Genomic DNA, 16,177 nt, shown 5'->3' with positions numbered 1-16,177 from the left:
GGCGCGAAGAGTTCAACTGAAAATTGATTTGGGCGATCTGCTTGTGGGAGCATCAGCAACAGATCCCGTAACGGAATCTTATCGTCGCGCTTCCATCTTGGTGGCCCCGCTCTGGAGCTGCGCTCGGACAATGAAAGCTTGGTTCGCGAAACTCTCGATCCAGCACCGGCTGGTCGGAGCACTCGCGCTGCTCATCGTCTGTCTGCTCCTCGTCGGCGGCGTGGGCCTGCACGCCGTCGGCGATCTCGCCGAGGACCAGATCCGCCTCGGCAACGGCACCCTGCCCAGCGTGCGCTACGCCGGCGAGCTGCGCGGCAACGTGATCGACGTGCGCGTCAGCGTCGTGAACCACATCCTCTATCCCGAGGCCGCTCACATGCGGGCCGAGGAGGCGGCCCTGTCGAAGAAGACGGAGGCGGTGGCCGCCGCGATGCGCAACTACGCGCCGCTGATCGACGGTCCGAAGGAGCGCGCGCTCTTCGACGTGTTCGACCGGGAATGGAAGAGTTACCTCGCGGCGATCCCGGCCGTGCTGGAATACTCGCGGACGGGCCGCAAGGATCTGGCGCTGCGCGAGAGCTTGGTCGGCGTCCGCCCCCACATCAAGGCGGCCTCCCAGGCGCTCGAGGAGATCGTGGCGCTCAACAACGCCAGCGGCGAGACGGCGATCGCCCAGGGCGCGGCCGCCGCCTCCGGCGCGAAGCGGCTCATGCTGGCGATCGGCGCCGTGGCCCTCGTGCTCGCGACCGCGCTCGGCGCACTGATCGTGCGGAGCATCGCCGCCAGTGTCCGCGCCGTGCTGGAACCGATGCGGCGGCTGGCGGCCGGGGACCTCGCGGTCGCGATCCCGCACCAGGGCGAGCGGAACGAGATCGGCCAGATCGCCGACGCCGTGCAGGTCTTCAAGGATTCGGGGATCGAGGCGCGGCGGCTGGCCGCCCTCCAGGCCGAAGCCGACGCCGCCAAGATGCGCCGCGCCGAGCTGCTCGACCGCATCACCCGCGGTTTCGAGCGGGAGGCCGGGGCGCTCACGGACGAGCTGACCGCCGCCGCCACCGAGATGGAGGCGACCGCCGCCTCGATGACCGAGATCGCCGCGCAGACCAACACCCTCGCGGCGAGCGTCTCGGTCGCCGCCGAGCAGACCTCCGGTAACGTCCAGCAGGTCGCGAGCGCGACCGAGGAGATGGCGGCCTCCGTGCAGGAGATCAGCGGGCAGGTGACCCATTCGGTCGAGATCGCCGCCTCGGCCATCGCGCGCGCGCAGGAGACCGGCACCATCATCCGGGAGCTGTCCGACAGCGCCGACCGGATCGGCGCGGCGGCCGGCCTGATCTCGGGCGTGGCGAGCCAGACCAACCTGCTCGCCCTGAACGCCACCATCGAGGCGGCGCGCGCCGGCGAGGCCGGCCGCGGCTTCGCGGTGGTGGCCGCCGAGGTCAAGACGCTGGCCGAGCAGACGGCCCGGGCGACCCAGGAGATCTCCGCCCGGATCGGCGCGATCCAGTCCGCCACGCGGGGCGCGGTGGAGGCGGTCCAGGGCGTGAGCCGCACGATCGACGACATGTCGGGCATCGCCACCCACATCGCCTCGGCGATCGAGGAGCAGGGCGCGGCCACGCGCGAGATCGCGCGGAACGTCCAGGCGGCCGCGCACGGGACCCGGCAGGTCACGGGCCATATCGGATCGGTGCGCGAGGGGGCCGGCGAGACCGGATCGGCCGCGACGCAGGTTCTCGACGCCGCGCGCACTCTCGCGGTCCGGTCCGACGGGCTCAGCCGGGCCGTCCGCAGCTTCCTGGACGAGGTCCGGGCCGCCTAGAGCTGCGCCCGATCGAGGCGCGACGGGGCGATCGCCGAGCCCGTGCCGTCCGCGGTGCGGGCCCCTCTCCCGCACGGCAGAGGGGGCATGGCGCGGCTGCCCCGCCGGAGCGTCTGTCTCCCGGATCTATATTCCGAAACGGTGCACAACGACCGGGACCGCCGCCCGCGTGGGGCCTCGGCGCGCCGGTCGGCCCGGGGATCGGGCCGCCCCGCCCGCGCTCAGTTGCAGCCGTCGCAGATGCTGCGCTCGATCTTGTTGAGCCGGGCGCGCTCGTGCTCCTGCACGGCGCGCGGCGGCACCTCGCCCGGGCCGAGGGACGTGCCGGGGGGTTTGGTCACGCCGAGGCTGTTGGTGTTCGGCGCCGTGATCGTCGTGGCCGGGCCGCCGCCCGTCCCGGTCTGGTCGGGCGCCAGGCCCTGGGCCGCGAGGGTGGCCGGGACGGCCAAGCTCAGCAGGGCCAGGCCCGCGGAGCGGAAGAGGGTTCGGGTCATCGTACCTCCCGTCGTCGAGCGCGCGTGAAACAGCTTGGCAGTATCCGTCGCCTCCCGAAACCGCCTTCGTCCAGTCGTGAGCCGGATGGCTCCACTATCCACCGTAATCCGACTGGCCGATAGAGTCCCGACTGCGCTCGGAGCGATCGGTTGGCGGACCGGTTCGGCTGCCGGCCCGGTCGGTCCGATCCGATCGCGCGATCATGGGGCGAAAGCTATCCGGTCAGATCTTAGTCGATCGCTAATAAATATTAGCTAAGTATTTACAAGAGCGGGATCGGGTCCCGTCGAGAGCGGATCCGGGAACAGGGAGCCTCGCATGTGCGTCGCGTGTGACTGGGCGCCCCATTTCCAGGCCTTCGGGGGCGGGCGCGCCGTCAATCGGCGCGCGGTGCTGCGGTCGGGCGCGGCCATCACCGCGACGGCGCTCGCGCTGGACCTCGTCCCGACGGGCGCCCGCGCCGAACCGGGGAGCGGCCGCGCGGCCGCAGCGGGGCCCGCCGACGTCGTGTTCCACAACGGCCCCGTCTACACGGTGGCGGGGCCGGCCCCCTGGGCCGAGGCGGTCGCGGTGCGCGGCAACACCATCGTCCATGTCGGTGACGCGGCCGGCGCGCTGGCGCTGGCCGGCCCGGCCACGCAGGTGGTGGATCTCCAGGGCCGGCTGCTGATGCCCGGCTTCGTCGAGGGCCACACCCACCCCTTCCTCGGCGCGTTCCTGACGTCCGGGGTCGACCTGCAGCGCGAGAACCTCGCCCAGGTCCTCGCGGCCATCGAGGCCTACGCGAAGGCGCATCCGACCGGGCCGATCCGCGGCTTCGGGTGGCGCGTCGACATGTTTCCTCCGGAGGGCCCCAACCGGGCCGAACTCGACGCCATCCTGCCGGACCGGCCGGCCTTCTTCTTCGCCATCGACGGGCACAGCCTGTGGGCCAATTCCAAGGCGCTGGCGATGGCCGGCGTCGACCGGGACACGCCCGACCCGATCCCGCGCTTCAGCTACTACGCGCGCGACCAGAAGGGCGACCCCACCGGCTACGTGCTCGAGGTCAACGCGGTCCTCGGGCTGGTCAACGCCGTGGAACCCATCAGCGTCGCCGCCATGGGCAGCCTGCTGGAGGGCTGGCTGCCCAAGGCCGCGGCCGCCGGCATCACCACGGTCTTCGACGCGGGCGTCCCGCCCGTCGGCAGCGATCAGGCCGCCATCATCGCGCTCTACGTGGAGGCCGAGAAGCGCGGCACGCTGCCGTTCCGCGTCTCCGCCTCCTACTCGGTGAAGTCGCTGCCGATCGACGACACGGTCGAGCAGTTCAACGCCGTGCGTCGGCAGGTCTCCGGCGAGCTCGTGCACGTCGACATCGTGAAGATCGTCGGCGACGGCTCGCAGGGCGGCTACACGGCGTGGCTGATCGAGCCCTACGCCGACATGCCCGACTCGACCGGAGGGTCGCCCTTCACCGAGGCGCAGTGGCACGACCTCGTCGGCGCGGTCGACGCGGCGGGCTTCGACGTCCACGTCCACGCCTGCGGCGAGCGGACCGCCCGCGTCGCCCTCGACGCCATCGAGAAGGCCGTGGCGAACAACCCGGCCCGCGACCGGCGGCACGCCATCGCCCACTTGGTCTATGTCGAGGACAGCGACGCGCCCCGCTTCGCCCGGCTCGGCGTGACCGCGCAGTTCTCGGCCAACTGGTCGTCGGCCGACCCCGACACGCTGCAGAACATGATGGCGCGCTACGGCGCGCACCGCGCCAGCCGGATGTACCGGACCAGGACGATCCTGAAGCAGGGCGGGCGGGTCTCCTTCGGCACGGACTGGCCGGCGGCCGGCTACGTCTCGACCTACGAGCCCCTCACGTCGATCCAGGTCGGCGTGACGCGGCAGCTGGTCGGCCGGCCGGACGCGCCCGTGCTGAGCCCCGCCGACGAACGTCTGACGGTCGCGGAGGCGATCCACGCCAACACGATGGGCGCCGCCTACCAGCTCCGCATGGACGACAGGATCGGGTCGGTGGAGGTGGGCAAGCGCGCCGACCTGATCGTCCTCGACCGCAACATCCTGACGATCGATCCGCACGAGATCCACCGGACCAAGGTCGCCCTGACCATGATGGACGGCGTCGTGCGGCACCGGGCCTGAGGACCTGGCCGACCGGTCAGGGGCCCGGCGCGGCGCCGGCGGCCGTCCCGCCCGGATCCGCGAGCCGGTCCGCCACCATCCGGCAGAACGCCTCTGCCGCCGGCGGCATCGTCCGCCCGGCCTTCTTGATCAGGCAGACCGGACGCTCGAACAGCGGGTCGTCGATCGGCCGCGAACGGAGCAGGGGCTCGGCCCGGATCTCCCGCGCCGCGCCCGGGAGGATCGTCAGGCCGAGGCCGGCCCGGACCATGCTGACAGCGGTCATCATGTAGGTGGCCTCGCAGGCCACGCGGGGCAGGCGGCCCGAGCCGACGAAGGCGCGGTCGACCACCGCCCGCACGCTCGTGGCCGGGTCCATCAGGATCAGGGGGTGCTCGGCGAGCGCCGCGATCGTGACCCGGGGCAGCACGCCGATCGGGTGATCGGCGGGATAGATCACGTGCAGGGTGTCGCGCGTCCGGTGCAGGACGCCGATCTCCGGATCGCGGACGTCGCCGCCGACGATGCCGAGATCCGCCTCCTCGTCGCGCACGAGGTCGAGCACCCGCTGCGCGATGACGTCCTTGATCCGAAACGTCACGGCGGGGTGCTCGGCGCGGAAGCGGACGATCGCGTCGGACAGCACGCTCGCCGCGAAGGACGGCAGCGTCGCGACGCGCACGACCCCGTGGCGCCGTGCCGCGAGGTCGCGGGTGTCGACCACCACGGCGTCGAGGTCGCGCAGCACCCGCTCGAACACGGGCAGCAGCTCGCGGCCGAGCCGCGTCGGCGCGACGGTGCGGCTGGTCCGGTCGAGGAGCCGCGCGTCGAGCATCTCCTCCAGGCGCTGGATCTGAACCGTCAGGGCGGGCTGCGACAGGTTTAGCAGGGCGGCCGCGCGGGTGAAGCTGCCGACCTGGACGACGGACACGAAGGCCCGGACTTGCCGCAGGCTGAGATCCATAATCTCAGACTATCGCTGCGATCCGATCTTTTCAATTGTATCATGAAGTATTCCGCCGTTTCCTGACCCGATACAGGCGCGGATCCGAACCGCGCCGGCGCCAACGGGAGGAACGGATGCTGGCCCTGCTCGGCCTGTGCACGATCGGGCTGCTGCTCGCCGTCATCCTGACCAAGCGGATGTCGCCCCTCGTGGCGCTGATCGTCATCCCGGTCGCGGCCGCCCTGATCGGCGGATTCGGGTTCGACACCGGCAAGTTCGTCCTCGCCGGCCTGCAGAGCCTCGCGGGCGTCGTCGGCATGTTCGTGTTCGCGATCCTGTTCTTCGGCATCGTCAGCGATGCCGGGATGCTCGACCCGATCATCGACCGGATCCTCGCCCGGGTCGGCACCCGCCCCACCCGGATCGTGCCCGGCACCACCCTGCTGGCGCTGCTGATCCACCTCGACGGGTCGGGCGCGGTGACGTTCCTGATCACCATCCCGGCGATGCTGCCGCTCTACGACCGCGTCGGCATCGACCGGCGCATCCTGGCCTGCGCCGCCTCGATGGCGGCGGGCGTGAACTTCCTGCCCTGGACCGGGCCGATGATCCGCGCCTCCGCGGCCCTCAAGCTGCCGATCCCCGAGATCTTCTCGCCCCTCGTGCCGGTACAAGCGGTCGGGCTCGTCTTCATCTTCGCCGCCTCGTACTGGCTCGGCCTTCGGGAGGAGCGCCGTCTGGCCCTCGTCCCCGGGGCGACGGGGTCCGCGGGGTCCGCGCCCGGCCCGGCCACGACCGCCCGGACCCTCAGCGACGCGGAGCGGGCCCTGCGCCGGCCCGACCGCTTCTGGATCAACATCGTCCTCACGGCCGCGGTCCTCGGGACGATGGTGTTCCTGGCCGAGAAGGTGCCGCCGGCGCTGATGTTCATGCTCGGCACGGCGCTCGCGCTGGTCATCAACTACCCGCAGGTCGACGCCCAGCGGCAGCGCGTCGACGCGCACGCCAGGGCCGCGATCCTGATGGCCTCGATCCTCCTCGCCGCCGGCGTGTTCACCGGGATCATGCAGGGCACCGGCATGCTCAGGGCCATGGCCCAGACGGCGGTCACCTTCGTGCCGCCCGAGATGGGGCGCCACATCCCGTTCGGGCTCGGCCTCGTGTCGATGCCCCTGTCGATGCTGTTCGACCCGGACTCGTTCTACTTCGGCGTCCTGCCGGTGGTGGCGGAGGTGGCCCACCAGCTCGGCGTCCCGCCGGTGCAGGTCGCCCAGGGGGCGCTGCTCGGCCAGATGACGACGGGCTTCCCCGTCAGCCCGCTGACGCCCGCGACCTTCCTGGTCTGCGGCCTGACCGGGATCGACCTCGCCGACCACCAGAGATTCACCTTCCCGTTCCTGCTGGCGGCCTCGGTGGTGATGACCCTCGCCTGCGTCGTCCTCGGCGTCTTCCCCATCTGAACCCCTCTGACAGCGGAGAGCGCGCCATGAGAACCGTCCGCCTCGGCGCCGGCGCCGGCTATGCCGGGGACCGCATCGAGCCCGCCGTCGAACTCGCCGAGCGCGGCGACCTCGACTACCTCGTGTTCGAGTGCCTCGCCGAGCGCACCATCGCGCTGGCGCAGCAGGCGAAGCTGCGCGACCCCGAGGGCGGCTACGATCCGCTGCTGGAGGCGCGCCTGCGAGCCGTGCTCGCGCCGTGCCGGGCCCGCGGCATCCGCATCGTCACCAACATGGGCGCGGCCAACCCGGTCGCCGCCGCCCGGAACGCCGGGGCGCTCGCGCGGGAGATGGGCCTCGCCGGCCTGCGGATCGCCGCGGTGACCGGCGACGACCTGCTCGACGCGGTGAGGGCGGGCGACTTCGTCCTGGAGGAGAGCGGCGAGCCGGTCGCCGGCCTCGGCAACCGTGTCGTCTCGGCGAACGCCTATCTCGGCGCGGCGCCGATCGTGGCCGCCCTCGCGGACGGCGCCGACGTGGTCATCACCGGCCGCGTCGGCGATCCGGCCCTGTTCCTGGCCCCCCTGGTGCACGCCTTCGGCTGGGCGATGGACGACTGGGAGCGCCTGGGCCGCGGCACCCTCGCGGGCCACCTCCTCGAATGCGCCGGCCAGATCACCGGCGGCTACTTCGCCGATCCGGGCTGCAAGGACGTACCGGACCTCGCGCGCCTCGGCTTCCCCATCGGAATCGTGGCCGAGGACGGCACGGTCGAGATCACGAAGGTCGCGGGCTCGGGCGGCCGGATCAGCCTCGCCACCTGCAAGGAGCAGCTGCTCTACGAGGTGCACGACCCGGCGCGCTACATCCAGCCGGACGTGGTCGGCGACTTCTCCGAGGTCGAGATGGAGCAGGTCGGCCCCGACCGCGTCCGGGTGCGCGGCGCGACGGGCGCGCCGGCGACGGGCCTCCTGAAGGTCTCGGTCGGGTACGTGGATTCCTATATCGGCGAGGGGCAGATCTCCTACGCCGGGCCCGGCGCCCTGGCCCGCGGCCGGCTCGCCCTGTCGGTGGTGCGCGAGCGCCTCGCCCTCACCGGCGTGGCGACGACCGAGCTGCGCTGCGACCTGATCGGCGTCGACGCGCTCCACGGCGCGGCGCTGTCGGGCGGGCGGGAGCCCTACGAGGTCCGCCTGCGGGTCGCCGGGCGGACCGAGACCCACGCCGAGGCCGTGCGGATCGGCAACGAGGTCGAGACGCTCTACACCAACGGCCCGGCCGGCGGCGGCGGCGCCTGGAAATCGGCCCGCGAGGTGGTGGCGGTGCAGTCGGTCCTCGTCCCGGCCGCCCTCGCCCGGCCGCACGTGCACGTCGTCGAAGCCTGAGAGCCGGGAGATCCGAGGATGAAGCTGCGCGCGCTCGCCCATGCCCGCACGGGCGACAAGGGCAACACGTCGAACATCGCGCTGATCGCCTACGACGCGGCCGATTACGAGCACCTCGCGGCGCACGTCACGGTCGAGCGGGTGCGGGCGCATTTCCGCGGGCTCGTGACCGGCGACGTGACCCGCTACGCGCTGCCGAAGCTCGGGGCGCTGAACTTCGTGCTCACGGGCGCGCTCGGCGGCGGCGTTACCCGCTCCCTGGCCCTCGACGCGCACGGCAAGGGCCTCGGCGCCGCGCTCCTCGATCTGGACATCCCGGACCTCGGCGCCGGCCGAGCCGCACGCGGAAGCCCGAGACGGTGAGGGTCGAGGCCGCCGGGGCATGATCGCGATGCGGGTTCGAACCAGAGGCCGCCCATGACCGTTGACGGTCGTTCAGCGTGACCGTTCGAAGAGCCCAGATGGACCGCCCCCGCCGCGTCGGACTGCCCTGGTACACCCCGGAGCAGTACCCATCCCTGCGCACCAGCCTCGCGGACGGCGCCAAGCTGCCCCCCGACTACGAGACCTGGCGCGTCGCCACGGAGCAGATGGAACGGGAGGTGCAGCGCAGCGGCGTCGAGGTCGTGCGCGTGCCGGTCGAGCCGGAGATCTTCGCGGCGTGGTGCGAGCGCGCCGGGCTCCCGCGCGACGCCGCGGCGCGCGCCCGGTACGCGGCCGCCGCGCTGGCGGCGGACTGGGCCGTCTGAGAGCGGGCGTCGATCCGGGCGTCGATCCGGGCCCCGATCCGGGCCCCGAGCCGGGCGATGTTCGGCGGGCTCCCGCGCCCGCGTCACGGATCACGTCGATCCCGCCATCCCTGCCGGGTTGTCCTGCGAGGACTAGCACATCGCAGTAGAGCGATTGTGCGCAACTCTCTTCCGCCGATTTCGCGCGGAGTGATCGGACGGGGCGGTCCGGGGAAATCTCGCAAATTAGAATTATTACATGTTGATTTTGTCTCTGATCTGCAACTGAACTGCCGTTATAGGCTCACAGGCGAGATTGACCTATTGCGTTCCTGTACGGCGGCCGCGCAGATGGAGGTCTCGCAGCCGAATCCGACCGCGGCGGCTGCAGCGCCCAAGAGTTGCCTGCATGTGCGTCGATTTCGCTCCCGCTCCGTCCGATCGACCACAGAAGCGCCTCCCGTATTGGGGGCCGCTCCTGCTGTCGGCGGCCGTCGGTATCTCGTTGCCCGCCGACGAATTGGCCGCGCAGCCGGTGAGCGGCGGGCAGACTGCTGTCACCCTCGACGAGATCCAGGTTGTCGGACAGGGAGGATTGTCGCCCAACACGGCGACCGGGCCGGTCAACGGTTACGTCGCCAAGGCGAGCGCGTCCGGCACGAAGACGGACACGCCGATCATCGAGACGCCGCAGACGATCAACGTCGTGGGCGCCCGTCAGATACGCGACGAGGGGGCCTCGACGCTGGCCGAGGCCCTGGCCTACACGCCCGGCCTGAGCAGCCAGGCCGTGGGCGGCTTCGCCAAGGTCTCCGACGGCTTCACGATCCGCGGCTTCACCGTCGAGGCGGGCAATTCGGGGCTGCTGCGCGACGGCCTGAAGCTGCAATCGGGCGTCTATGACGGGACGCAGGAGCCGTACGGGCTGGAGCGCCTGGAGGTCCTCAAGGGCGCGGCGTCGATCCTGTACGGCCAGCTCTCGCCCGGCGGCATCGTCAACGCCGTCAGCAAGCATCCGCTCCAGACGCCGTTCAACGAGATGAACGTCACCTTCGGCCAGTACAATCGCAAGGAAGTGTCGGGCGATTTCACCGGACCGCTCACCGACGACGGCGCGTGGTCGTACCGGCTGACCGGGCTGATCCGGAACAGCGACAGCTATCTCGCGTACACGCCCGACGACAAGCGCTACATCGCGCCCGCGATCACGTGGCGGCCGTCGACGGCGACCTCCGTCACGCTGCTCGGCTACTATCAGGAGATCCACACGCGCTTCCAGCCGCCGCTCTCGGCGGTCGGCACGCTGCTGCCCAACGGCCGGTTCCCCCGCTTCGCCATCGACCGGTTCTACGGCGAGCCCGCCTTCGATCGCTTCGATTCCCGGTCGGGCGCGATCGGCTACCAGATCGACCACGCCTTCTCGGACTCGGTCCGGCTGCGCCACGCCCTGCGCTACTACCAGTCGGGGGTCGACTGGGACTACCTGCTCCCGAACGGGCTGCTGGCGAACCGGCAGGTCGCGACGCGCGGCATCAGCATGCGCAACGAGAACGCGACGGGCGTGGCGTCGGACACCTCGCTCGAGACGAAGTTCGTCATCGGCCCGACCGCGCACACGCTCCTGACCGGCATCGACTACTACCGCAGCTTCCTGAACTCGGAGCGCTACACCAACGGCACCGTCGGCAATCTGAACGTCTACGCCCCGGTCTACGGCCTGACCTACCCGCGGATCAATTACGCGATCAACACCGGCTCGAAGAGCTTGCTCGACCAAGTCGGTATCTACGTCCAGGATCAGGTCAGGTTCGACCGCTTCGTCTTCCTGGCCGGCGGCCGCCAGGACTTCGCGCGCACGCAGGTCCTCACCTACCGCACCGGCGCGCAGCTCGATCAGAACGACAGCGCCTTCAGCGGGCGGCTCGGCCTGCTCTATCTCGGCGATTACGGGCTGGCGCCCTACGTCTCCTACAGCCAGTCCTTCCAGACCTTCGCGGTCACCGACCGGAACGGCAATCCCTTCCAGCCGTCGCTCGGCGAGCAGTACGAGGGCGGCCTGCGCTGGGAGGTCCCGGGCGCCGACACCCTGCTCAGCGCCGCGTTCTACCGGATCAACCAGACGAATGCGCTGGTGGCGGACCCGGTCAACCCGGTCTTCAGCACGCAGGCCGGGCAGGTCCGCTCGCAGGGCTTCGAGGCCGAGGCGCGGACGAATTTCGGCCCGCTGGAGGCGGTCGCCTCCTACTCGTACACCGATGCCCGGCAGACGCGGACCACGGTCGCGGCGAACTTCAACCAGCGCCTCGACCTCGTGCCCTACAACCAAGCCGGCGTGTTCGGCACCTACGACATGGGCCTGTTCGGGATCCCGGGCCTGCGGCTCGGCGGCGGCGTGCGCTACGTCGGCAGCTCGAACATCTCGGGCGCGACCTTCGACTCGCGCGCGGCGACCCTGTTCGACCTCGTGGCGCTCTACGATTTCGGCGTCGCCGACCCGAGCCTCAAGGGATGGCGCGCCCAGATCAACGCCCGCAACGTCCTCGACCATTCCTACGTCACCTGCGTCACGGTGAATGGCTGCCGGTACAGCGAGCCGCGCAACGTGTTCGGGACGCTCACATACCGGTGGTGAGCCTCTCGCCGGCGGCCGCCCCACGCGGGGCGGCGGGTCCGGACGCGGCGGGACCGCGCCCGGGCATCCGCGTCGGACGGCCGCCGTGACCCCGCCGCCGTGATCCCGGCCGGATCGGCGCGCGATCCCTGATCCGACGCACCCCTGCGCCCGCCGCGGACCGGGAGCGCCGCGCGCTCCGGGTCCCCGCCGCCGCCGCGGCCCCTCGTCCCGCGCGCGGGAGCAGAGGTCCGCGCCGTCCTGTCGGGATCGACGCGGGCCCTCGCGGAAGGGCCCGCGCCCGGATCAGGCTTCGGCCGCGTCGAGGGCCTCGGCGAACGCGTCCCGGAACGCGGTGCTCCGGAGGATGTCCAGGTGCCGCGCGCCGGGAATGATCCTCAGGTCCGCGACCGGCGCCAGCGCGCTCCAGTCGCGCAGGCGCTCCGGTCGCGTCAGCGAATCCGCGGCCTGAAAGACGTGCACGGGCCGCGCCAGCGGCGCGAAGGCGTGGCGCTTGGCCCGCACGCGCTTGTCCAGGAGAGCCCACAGCTCGAACTCGCGCGCCGTCAGGTCGGGCCCGTCTGCGGGCAGCTCCGGGTTGTCGATGAGGTAGGCGTCGAGCGCCTCCCGCTCGTCCGCGTCCATGCGGGCGATCAGCCCGCGCCACTGCTCGGCCATCCGCGAGCCGTCCAGCCAGTCCGCGCGCCGCCGCGCGGCCAGCGCCCGCGCGTCCGCGTCCAGAGCCCGCGGCGCCGCGAAGGGCACCGACTCGAACACATCCACGAGGCCCAGGAAGTCGACGCGCACGCGCCCGTCGAGACGGCGCGCGGTCTCGTAGGCGAGGTCGCCGCCGGACGACCAGCCGACCAGCGCGCACCGGCCGCCCGGCGCGTGCGCGGCGATGCAGTCCGCGTAGGCGCCGCTCAGCGCGGGCACGTCGTACCCCTGCCAGCGCGCCTCCGTGTAGACGTGGCTGACGAAGCCGTGGACCGGCCGCTCCGGGCCGAGCCGCGCGGCCAGCGCGGCGAACTCGGTCGCGTTGGCGATCAGGCCGGGGACGCAGAAGAGCGGAATCCGTCCGCCCTCGCGGCGGAGATGGACGATCTCCGGCCCGCGCGGAGCCGCCGGCGCGACGCGTTCGGCGAGGTCGGCGAGGCTCTTCGCGCCGAGGATCTGGGCGAGGGTGAGGGTCTTGCCCCCCGCGACGCCCTGCCGGCGGATGCGCGCGAGCATCTTCAGGCTCAGGATCGAGTCGCCGCCGAGGTCGGCGAAGGCGTCGTGGCGGCCGATCGCGGACGGATCCAGGCCGAGGAGGTCGGCCCAGAGGGCGGCGAGTACCCGTTCCGTCCCGTCCCGGGGAGGATCCTTCCCTTCCGTCCCGCGCGCCGCCTCCAGCGACGCCAGGGCGCGCCGGTCGAGCTTGCCGTTGGGGGTCAGGGGCAGCGCGTCGAGCCGGGTCAGGCTCGTCGGCACGAGGGCCGGCGGCAGGCGCTCGGCGAGCCGGGCGCCCAGCGCCGCGAGGTCGAGGTCCGGGTCGGCCACGACGTAGCCGGCGAGGCGCGGGCCCTCTGCCCCGTCGGCCTCCGGTTCGGCGAGCGCGATGACGGCGGCGTCGCGGATTCCCGGAATCTCGCGCAGGGCCGCGGCCGCCTCGCCGGGCTCGACCCGGTGGCCCCGGATCTTCACCTGGTCGTCGGCCCGGCCCACGAAGGCGAGGCTGCCGTCGCGGAGAAGCCGGACGCGGTCGCCGGTCCGGTAGAGGCGCGCCCCGGGGCCGGCGTAAGGGTCCGGAACGAACCGCTCGGCGGTGAGGCCCGGCCGGTCGAGATAGCCCCGCGCGACCTGCGGCCCGCCGAGGTAGAGCTCCCCCGTCGCGCCCGGCGGCACCGGTGCGAGGAATCCGTCGAGCACGCGCGCGCGGACGCCCGGGAGCGGCGTCCCGATGGGCGCGCCGCCGGCCCAGCGTCCGGCCCCGTCCTCCGGGCCGAGCGCACCGCCCCGGTGCTCCGCCCCCGCGCGGACCTCCTGGCACAGCGCGCCGACCGTCGCCTCGGTCGGCCCGTAATGGTTGACCACCCGGCAGCCGGGCTTCAGCGCGGCGATCCGGTCGACGAGGGGCCAGCGCAGCGCCTCGCCGCCGAGGATGAGCAGCCGTTCGGGCAGCGCGGCGGCGGGGTCGGCCGCCTGGAGCAGCGCGCCGAGGTGGCTCGGCGCGATCTTCAGGGCGTCGATCCTCCGGCCCCCGGCCGCGTCCCCACCGACCGCCGCGGCGAAGCGGTCGGGGTCGAGGGCGGTCTCGTGGTCGAGGAGGTCGAGTTCCGAGCCGCCGGCCAGTGCGCCGAACAGCACGGTGTTGCCCAGGTCGGCCGCAACGGTCGAGGCCATCGCGACGCGGCCGCCGGCGGGCAGGCCGACGCGCGCGAGCATTCCGGCCACGTACTGCGCGAGGCCGCCGCGGGTCACGACGACCCCCTTGGGCCGGCCCGTGGAACCCGAGGTGTAGAGGATGTAGGCCGCCGCGTCGGGATGCGGCGGCGCGGCCGCGAAGGGCGAGGCCGCCGCGTCCGCGGCCGGGTCGAAGCGCGCCGCGATCACCGGCCGGTCGGGCCGGTCGCCCGGAACCGGGTCGCCCAGGACGAGGCAGGCCCCGCACTCGGCCACGAGGTCGGCCCGGCGGGCGGCCGGGAGGCCGGGATCGATCGGCACGTAGGCGGCGCCGGTCTTGAGGATCGCCAGGAGGCCGAGCACCCATTCGGGGCCGCGGCCGAGATGGAGGGCGACCCGCGTCTCCGGCCCCGCCCCGTCCGCGGCCAGCCGCGCGGCGAGGCGGTCCGAGGCGGCATCCAGCTCGGCCCGGCTGTGGGAGCGCCGGCCCTGCCGCAGGGCGGGCGCCTCCGGCGCCTCGGCCGCACGGGCGCGCCAGGCCGCGACCACGTCGAGCGCGACCACGTCGAGCGCAGCCGGGTCCGTCGCCGCGGCCGGGGCGGGGCTCGCCAGCGCGTAGAGCGGGCGGTCGGGTTCGGCGACGGCCGCGGCGAGCAGCGTCGCGAAGGCCTCGGCCAGGCCCGCGACGGTCTCGGGGTCGAACAGGTCGCGGGCGAAGGCCAAGCGGCCGCACAGGCCCTCGGCGGAATCGACGAGATCGAGGCTGAGGTCGAAGTGGACGTCGCCCCCGTCGAGGCCGCGCAGCCGCATCGGCCGTCCGGCGAACCGGGCGTCGGGCGGGGGCGCGGCCTGCTCGGTGACCTTGACCTGGAACAGCGGGTGGAGCCCGGGCCGGCGCTCCGTCGCCGACGCCGCGACGATCCGGTCGAACGGCAGGTCGGCGTGCGCCTGGGCGGCCAGCAGCCGATCGCGGACCTGCCGGAGATGGACGCGGAAACCGTCGCGCGGGTCGACCCGCGCCCGCAGGACCCCGATGCCCGTCAGGTGGCCGACCATGCCGCGCGTCTCGGGCCGCGCGCGGTCGGCGAGCGGCAGGCCGACGCGCACGTCCGCGCCGTCGCCGTAGCGCGCCAGCGTCAGGGCGAACCCCGCGAGGGCGGCCATGAACGGCGTCGCGCCCTCGCGGCGGGCGAGGCTCCGCAGGGTCTCGCTCACCCCGGGCGGGATCCGGAACGCGTGGATCCCGCCCGAAGCGGCGCGCTCCGCGCGGCGGGGCCGGTCGAGGGGCAGCGGCGTCTCGGGCGGGGACGCGCCCAGTTCCGAGCGCCAGTACGCGGCCTGGCGCTCGGCCTCCCCGGCCTCGAGCCGGCCGTGCTGCCAGAGGGCGTAATCCGCGTACTGCACGGGCAGCGGCGGCAGCCCGTCGGCCCCCGCCTCCAGCGACCGGGCCGCGTACAGGGCGTCGAGGTCGCGCAGCAGCAGGGGGATCGACTGCCCGTCGGCGGCGATGTGGTGCAGGCCGAGCAGGATCCGGTCGGTGCCGTCCCCGAGGCGGTGCAGCTCGACGCGGAGCAGGGGGCCGGCCTCCAGATCGAACGGCGTGCGGGCCAGGGCCTCCGCGAGGGCGTCGCTGCCGGCGGCGTCGAGCCCCTCGCGGACCCGGATCGGGACAGGCGCGGCCGGGTGGACGCGCTGGCACGGCTCGCCCTGCGGATCCAGCCCGAAGGTGGTGCGCAGCGGCTCGTGGCGCCGCACGAGGTCGTCGACGGCGGCCTGGAGCCGCGCCGGATCGAGGGTCCCGGCGATCTCGACGATGCCGGTCAGGTTGTAGGCCGGGCTCAGGGGCTCGCGTTGCCAGGTCAGCCACAGGCCGCGCTGCGCCGCCGAGAGCGGCAGCGCCGTCCTGTCGCCGTCCGCCGGAACGATCGGCAGGGTGGCGAAGTCGATCCCGTTCTCGGCGAGCTTGGCGAGGAAGGCCCGGCGCTGCTCCGGCGCGAGCCGGGCGAAGCGTCGCGCGATCTGCGTGGCCTGAAGGGTCATGTCCGCGTCGCTCCTGCCGCCGTCTCGATCGCGTCGAGCCAGCTCTCCATGTCGGTGAGGTCGGCCGCCCCGGCCCCGCCGGTGCTGCCGGTGCTGCCGTCCGCGTCGATCCGGGCGGCCAGATCCGCCAGCGTCGGGTGATCGAAGACCGCGCGCAGCGGCAGGCGCGGTCCCAGGCTCTCCTGGACGGCGGCGACGAGCTTCATGA

General features: G+C 73.1%; 11 protein-coding genes. 7 read left to right on the top strand and 4 right to left on the bottom strand.

Annotated features, from left to right (window positions below; all coding sequences use genetic code 11):
- The first annotated feature begins 130 nt into the window (after positions 1-130).
- A complete protein-coding gene (locus ACLBYG_RS18950) occupies positions 131-1,822 on the top strand; it encodes a methyl-accepting chemotaxis protein (RefSeq protein WP_447682423.1) in 1,692 nt (563 codons plus the stop codon).
- Positions 1,823-2,043: 221 nt separating this feature from the next.
- Here the strand turns inward: ACLBYG_RS18950 and ACLBYG_RS18945 are convergent, their stop codons facing one another.
- The gene (locus ACLBYG_RS18945) at positions 2,044-2,316 is read right to left on the bottom strand and encodes a hypothetical protein (RefSeq protein ID WP_020094328.1); all 273 of its coding nucleotides are present in this window, start codon (positions 2,314-2,316) and stop codon (positions 2,044-2,046) included.
- A 319-nt stretch (positions 2,317-2,635) separates the two neighbouring features.
- On the opposite strand from ACLBYG_RS18945, the gene ACLBYG_RS18940 reads away from it, so the two are divergent.
- Positions 2,636-4,456, top strand: coding sequence for an amidohydrolase (locus tag ACLBYG_RS18940; protein ID WP_447682422.1), 1,821 nt, complete (start codon positions 2,636-2,638; stop codon positions 4,454-4,456).
- Positions 4,457-4,472: 16 nt separating this feature from the next.
- Here ACLBYG_RS18940 and ACLBYG_RS18935 read toward each other — a convergent pair whose 3' ends face one another.
- Positions 4,473-5,399 carry a LysR family transcriptional regulator gene (locus ACLBYG_RS18935; protein WP_447682421.1) on the bottom strand — a complete coding sequence of 309 codons (927 nt, stop codon included), beginning with the start codon at positions 5,397-5,399 and terminating at the stop codon, positions 4,473-4,475.
- A gap of 116 nt (positions 5,400-5,515) precedes the next feature.
- On the opposite strand from ACLBYG_RS18935, the gene ACLBYG_RS18930 reads away from it, so the two are divergent.
- From ACLBYG_RS18930 to ACLBYG_RS18910, 5 genes are all read left to right on the top strand, one after another.
- Positions 5,516-6,841, top strand: a complete 1,326-nt coding sequence (locus tag ACLBYG_RS18930; RefSeq protein ID WP_447682420.1) for a CitMHS family transporter — start codon at positions 5,516-5,518, stop codon at positions 6,839-6,841.
- Positions 6,842-6,867: 26 nt separating this feature from the next.
- Positions 6,868-8,205, top strand: a complete 1,338-nt coding sequence (locus ACLBYG_RS18925) for an acyclic terpene utilization AtuA family protein (RefSeq protein WP_447682419.1) — start codon at positions 6,868-6,870, stop codon at positions 8,203-8,205.
- An 18-nt stretch (positions 8,206-8,223) separates the two neighbouring features.
- Positions 8,224-8,568: an AtuA-related protein gene (locus ACLBYG_RS18920; protein WP_447682418.1), complete on the top strand. Its 345-nt coding sequence runs from the start codon at positions 8,224-8,226 to the stop codon at positions 8,566-8,568.
- Between the two features lie 98 nt (positions 8,569-8,666).
- The gene (locus ACLBYG_RS18915) at positions 8,667-8,954 is read left to right on the top strand and encodes a hypothetical protein (protein ID WP_091980712.1); all 288 of its coding nucleotides are present in this window, start codon (positions 8,667-8,669) and stop codon (positions 8,952-8,954) included.
- Between the two features lie 484 nt (positions 8,955-9,438).
- The gene (locus tag ACLBYG_RS18910) at positions 9,439-11,565 is read left to right on the top strand and encodes a TonB-dependent siderophore receptor (RefSeq protein ID WP_447682417.1); all 2,127 of its coding nucleotides are present in this window, start codon (positions 9,439-9,441) and stop codon (positions 11,563-11,565) included.
- Positions 11,566-11,850: 285 nt separating this feature from the next.
- On the opposite strand, the gene ACLBYG_RS18905 is transcribed toward ACLBYG_RS18910, so the two are convergent.
- The gene (locus ACLBYG_RS18905) at positions 11,851-15,969 is read right to left on the bottom strand and encodes an amino acid adenylation domain-containing protein (protein WP_447682416.1); all 4,119 of its coding nucleotides are present in this window, start codon (positions 15,967-15,969) and stop codon (positions 11,851-11,853) included.
- On the bottom strand, positions 15,966-16,177 hold a 212-nt coding region (locus ACLBYG_RS18900), incomplete at its 5' end, for a phosphopantetheine-binding protein (RefSeq protein ID WP_447682415.1). The genes ACLBYG_RS18905 and ACLBYG_RS18900, both read right to left, overlap by 4 nt.

It is taken from the genome of Methylobacterium sp. D53M, assembly GCF_053345625.1.
The sequence above is the reverse complement of the archived record's forward strand: the minus strand, read 5'-3'. Positions and strand labels throughout refer to the sequence as shown.

What these genes read in the sequence shown, in the direction of transcription:
- ACLBYG_RS18950 (WP_447682423.1), top strand. Translation starts at nt 131, where the DNA reads ATGAAAGCTTGGTTCGCGAAACTCTCGATCCAGCACCGGCTGGTCGGA.
- ACLBYG_RS18945 (WP_020094328.1), bottom strand. Translation starts at nt 2,316, where the DNA reads ATGACCCGAACCCTCTTCCGCTCCGCGGGCCTGGCCCTGCTGAGCTTG.
- ACLBYG_RS18940 (WP_447682422.1), top strand. Translation starts at nt 2,636, where the DNA reads ATGTGCGTCGCGTGTGACTGGGCGCCCCATTTCCAGGCCTTCGGGGGC.
- ACLBYG_RS18935 (WP_447682421.1), bottom strand. Translation starts at nt 5,399, where the DNA reads ATGGATCTCAGCCTGCGGCAAGTCCGGGCCTTCGTGTCCGTCGTCCAG.
- ACLBYG_RS18930 (WP_447682420.1), top strand. Translation starts at nt 5,516, where the DNA reads ATGCTGGCCCTGCTCGGCCTGTGCACGATCGGGCTGCTGCTCGCCGTC.
- ACLBYG_RS18925 (WP_447682419.1), top strand. Translation starts at nt 6,868, where the DNA reads ATGAGAACCGTCCGCCTCGGCGCCGGCGCCGGCTATGCCGGGGACCGC.
- ACLBYG_RS18920 (WP_447682418.1), top strand. Translation starts at nt 8,224, where the DNA reads ATGAAGCTGCGCGCGCTCGCCCATGCCCGCACGGGCGACAAGGGCAAC.
- ACLBYG_RS18915 (WP_091980712.1), top strand. Translation starts at nt 8,667, where the DNA reads ATGGACCGCCCCCGCCGCGTCGGACTGCCCTGGTACACCCCGGAGCAG.
- ACLBYG_RS18905 (WP_447682416.1), bottom strand. Translation starts at nt 15,969, where the DNA reads ATGACCCTTCAGGCCACGCAGATCGCGCGACGCTTCGCCCGGCTCGCG.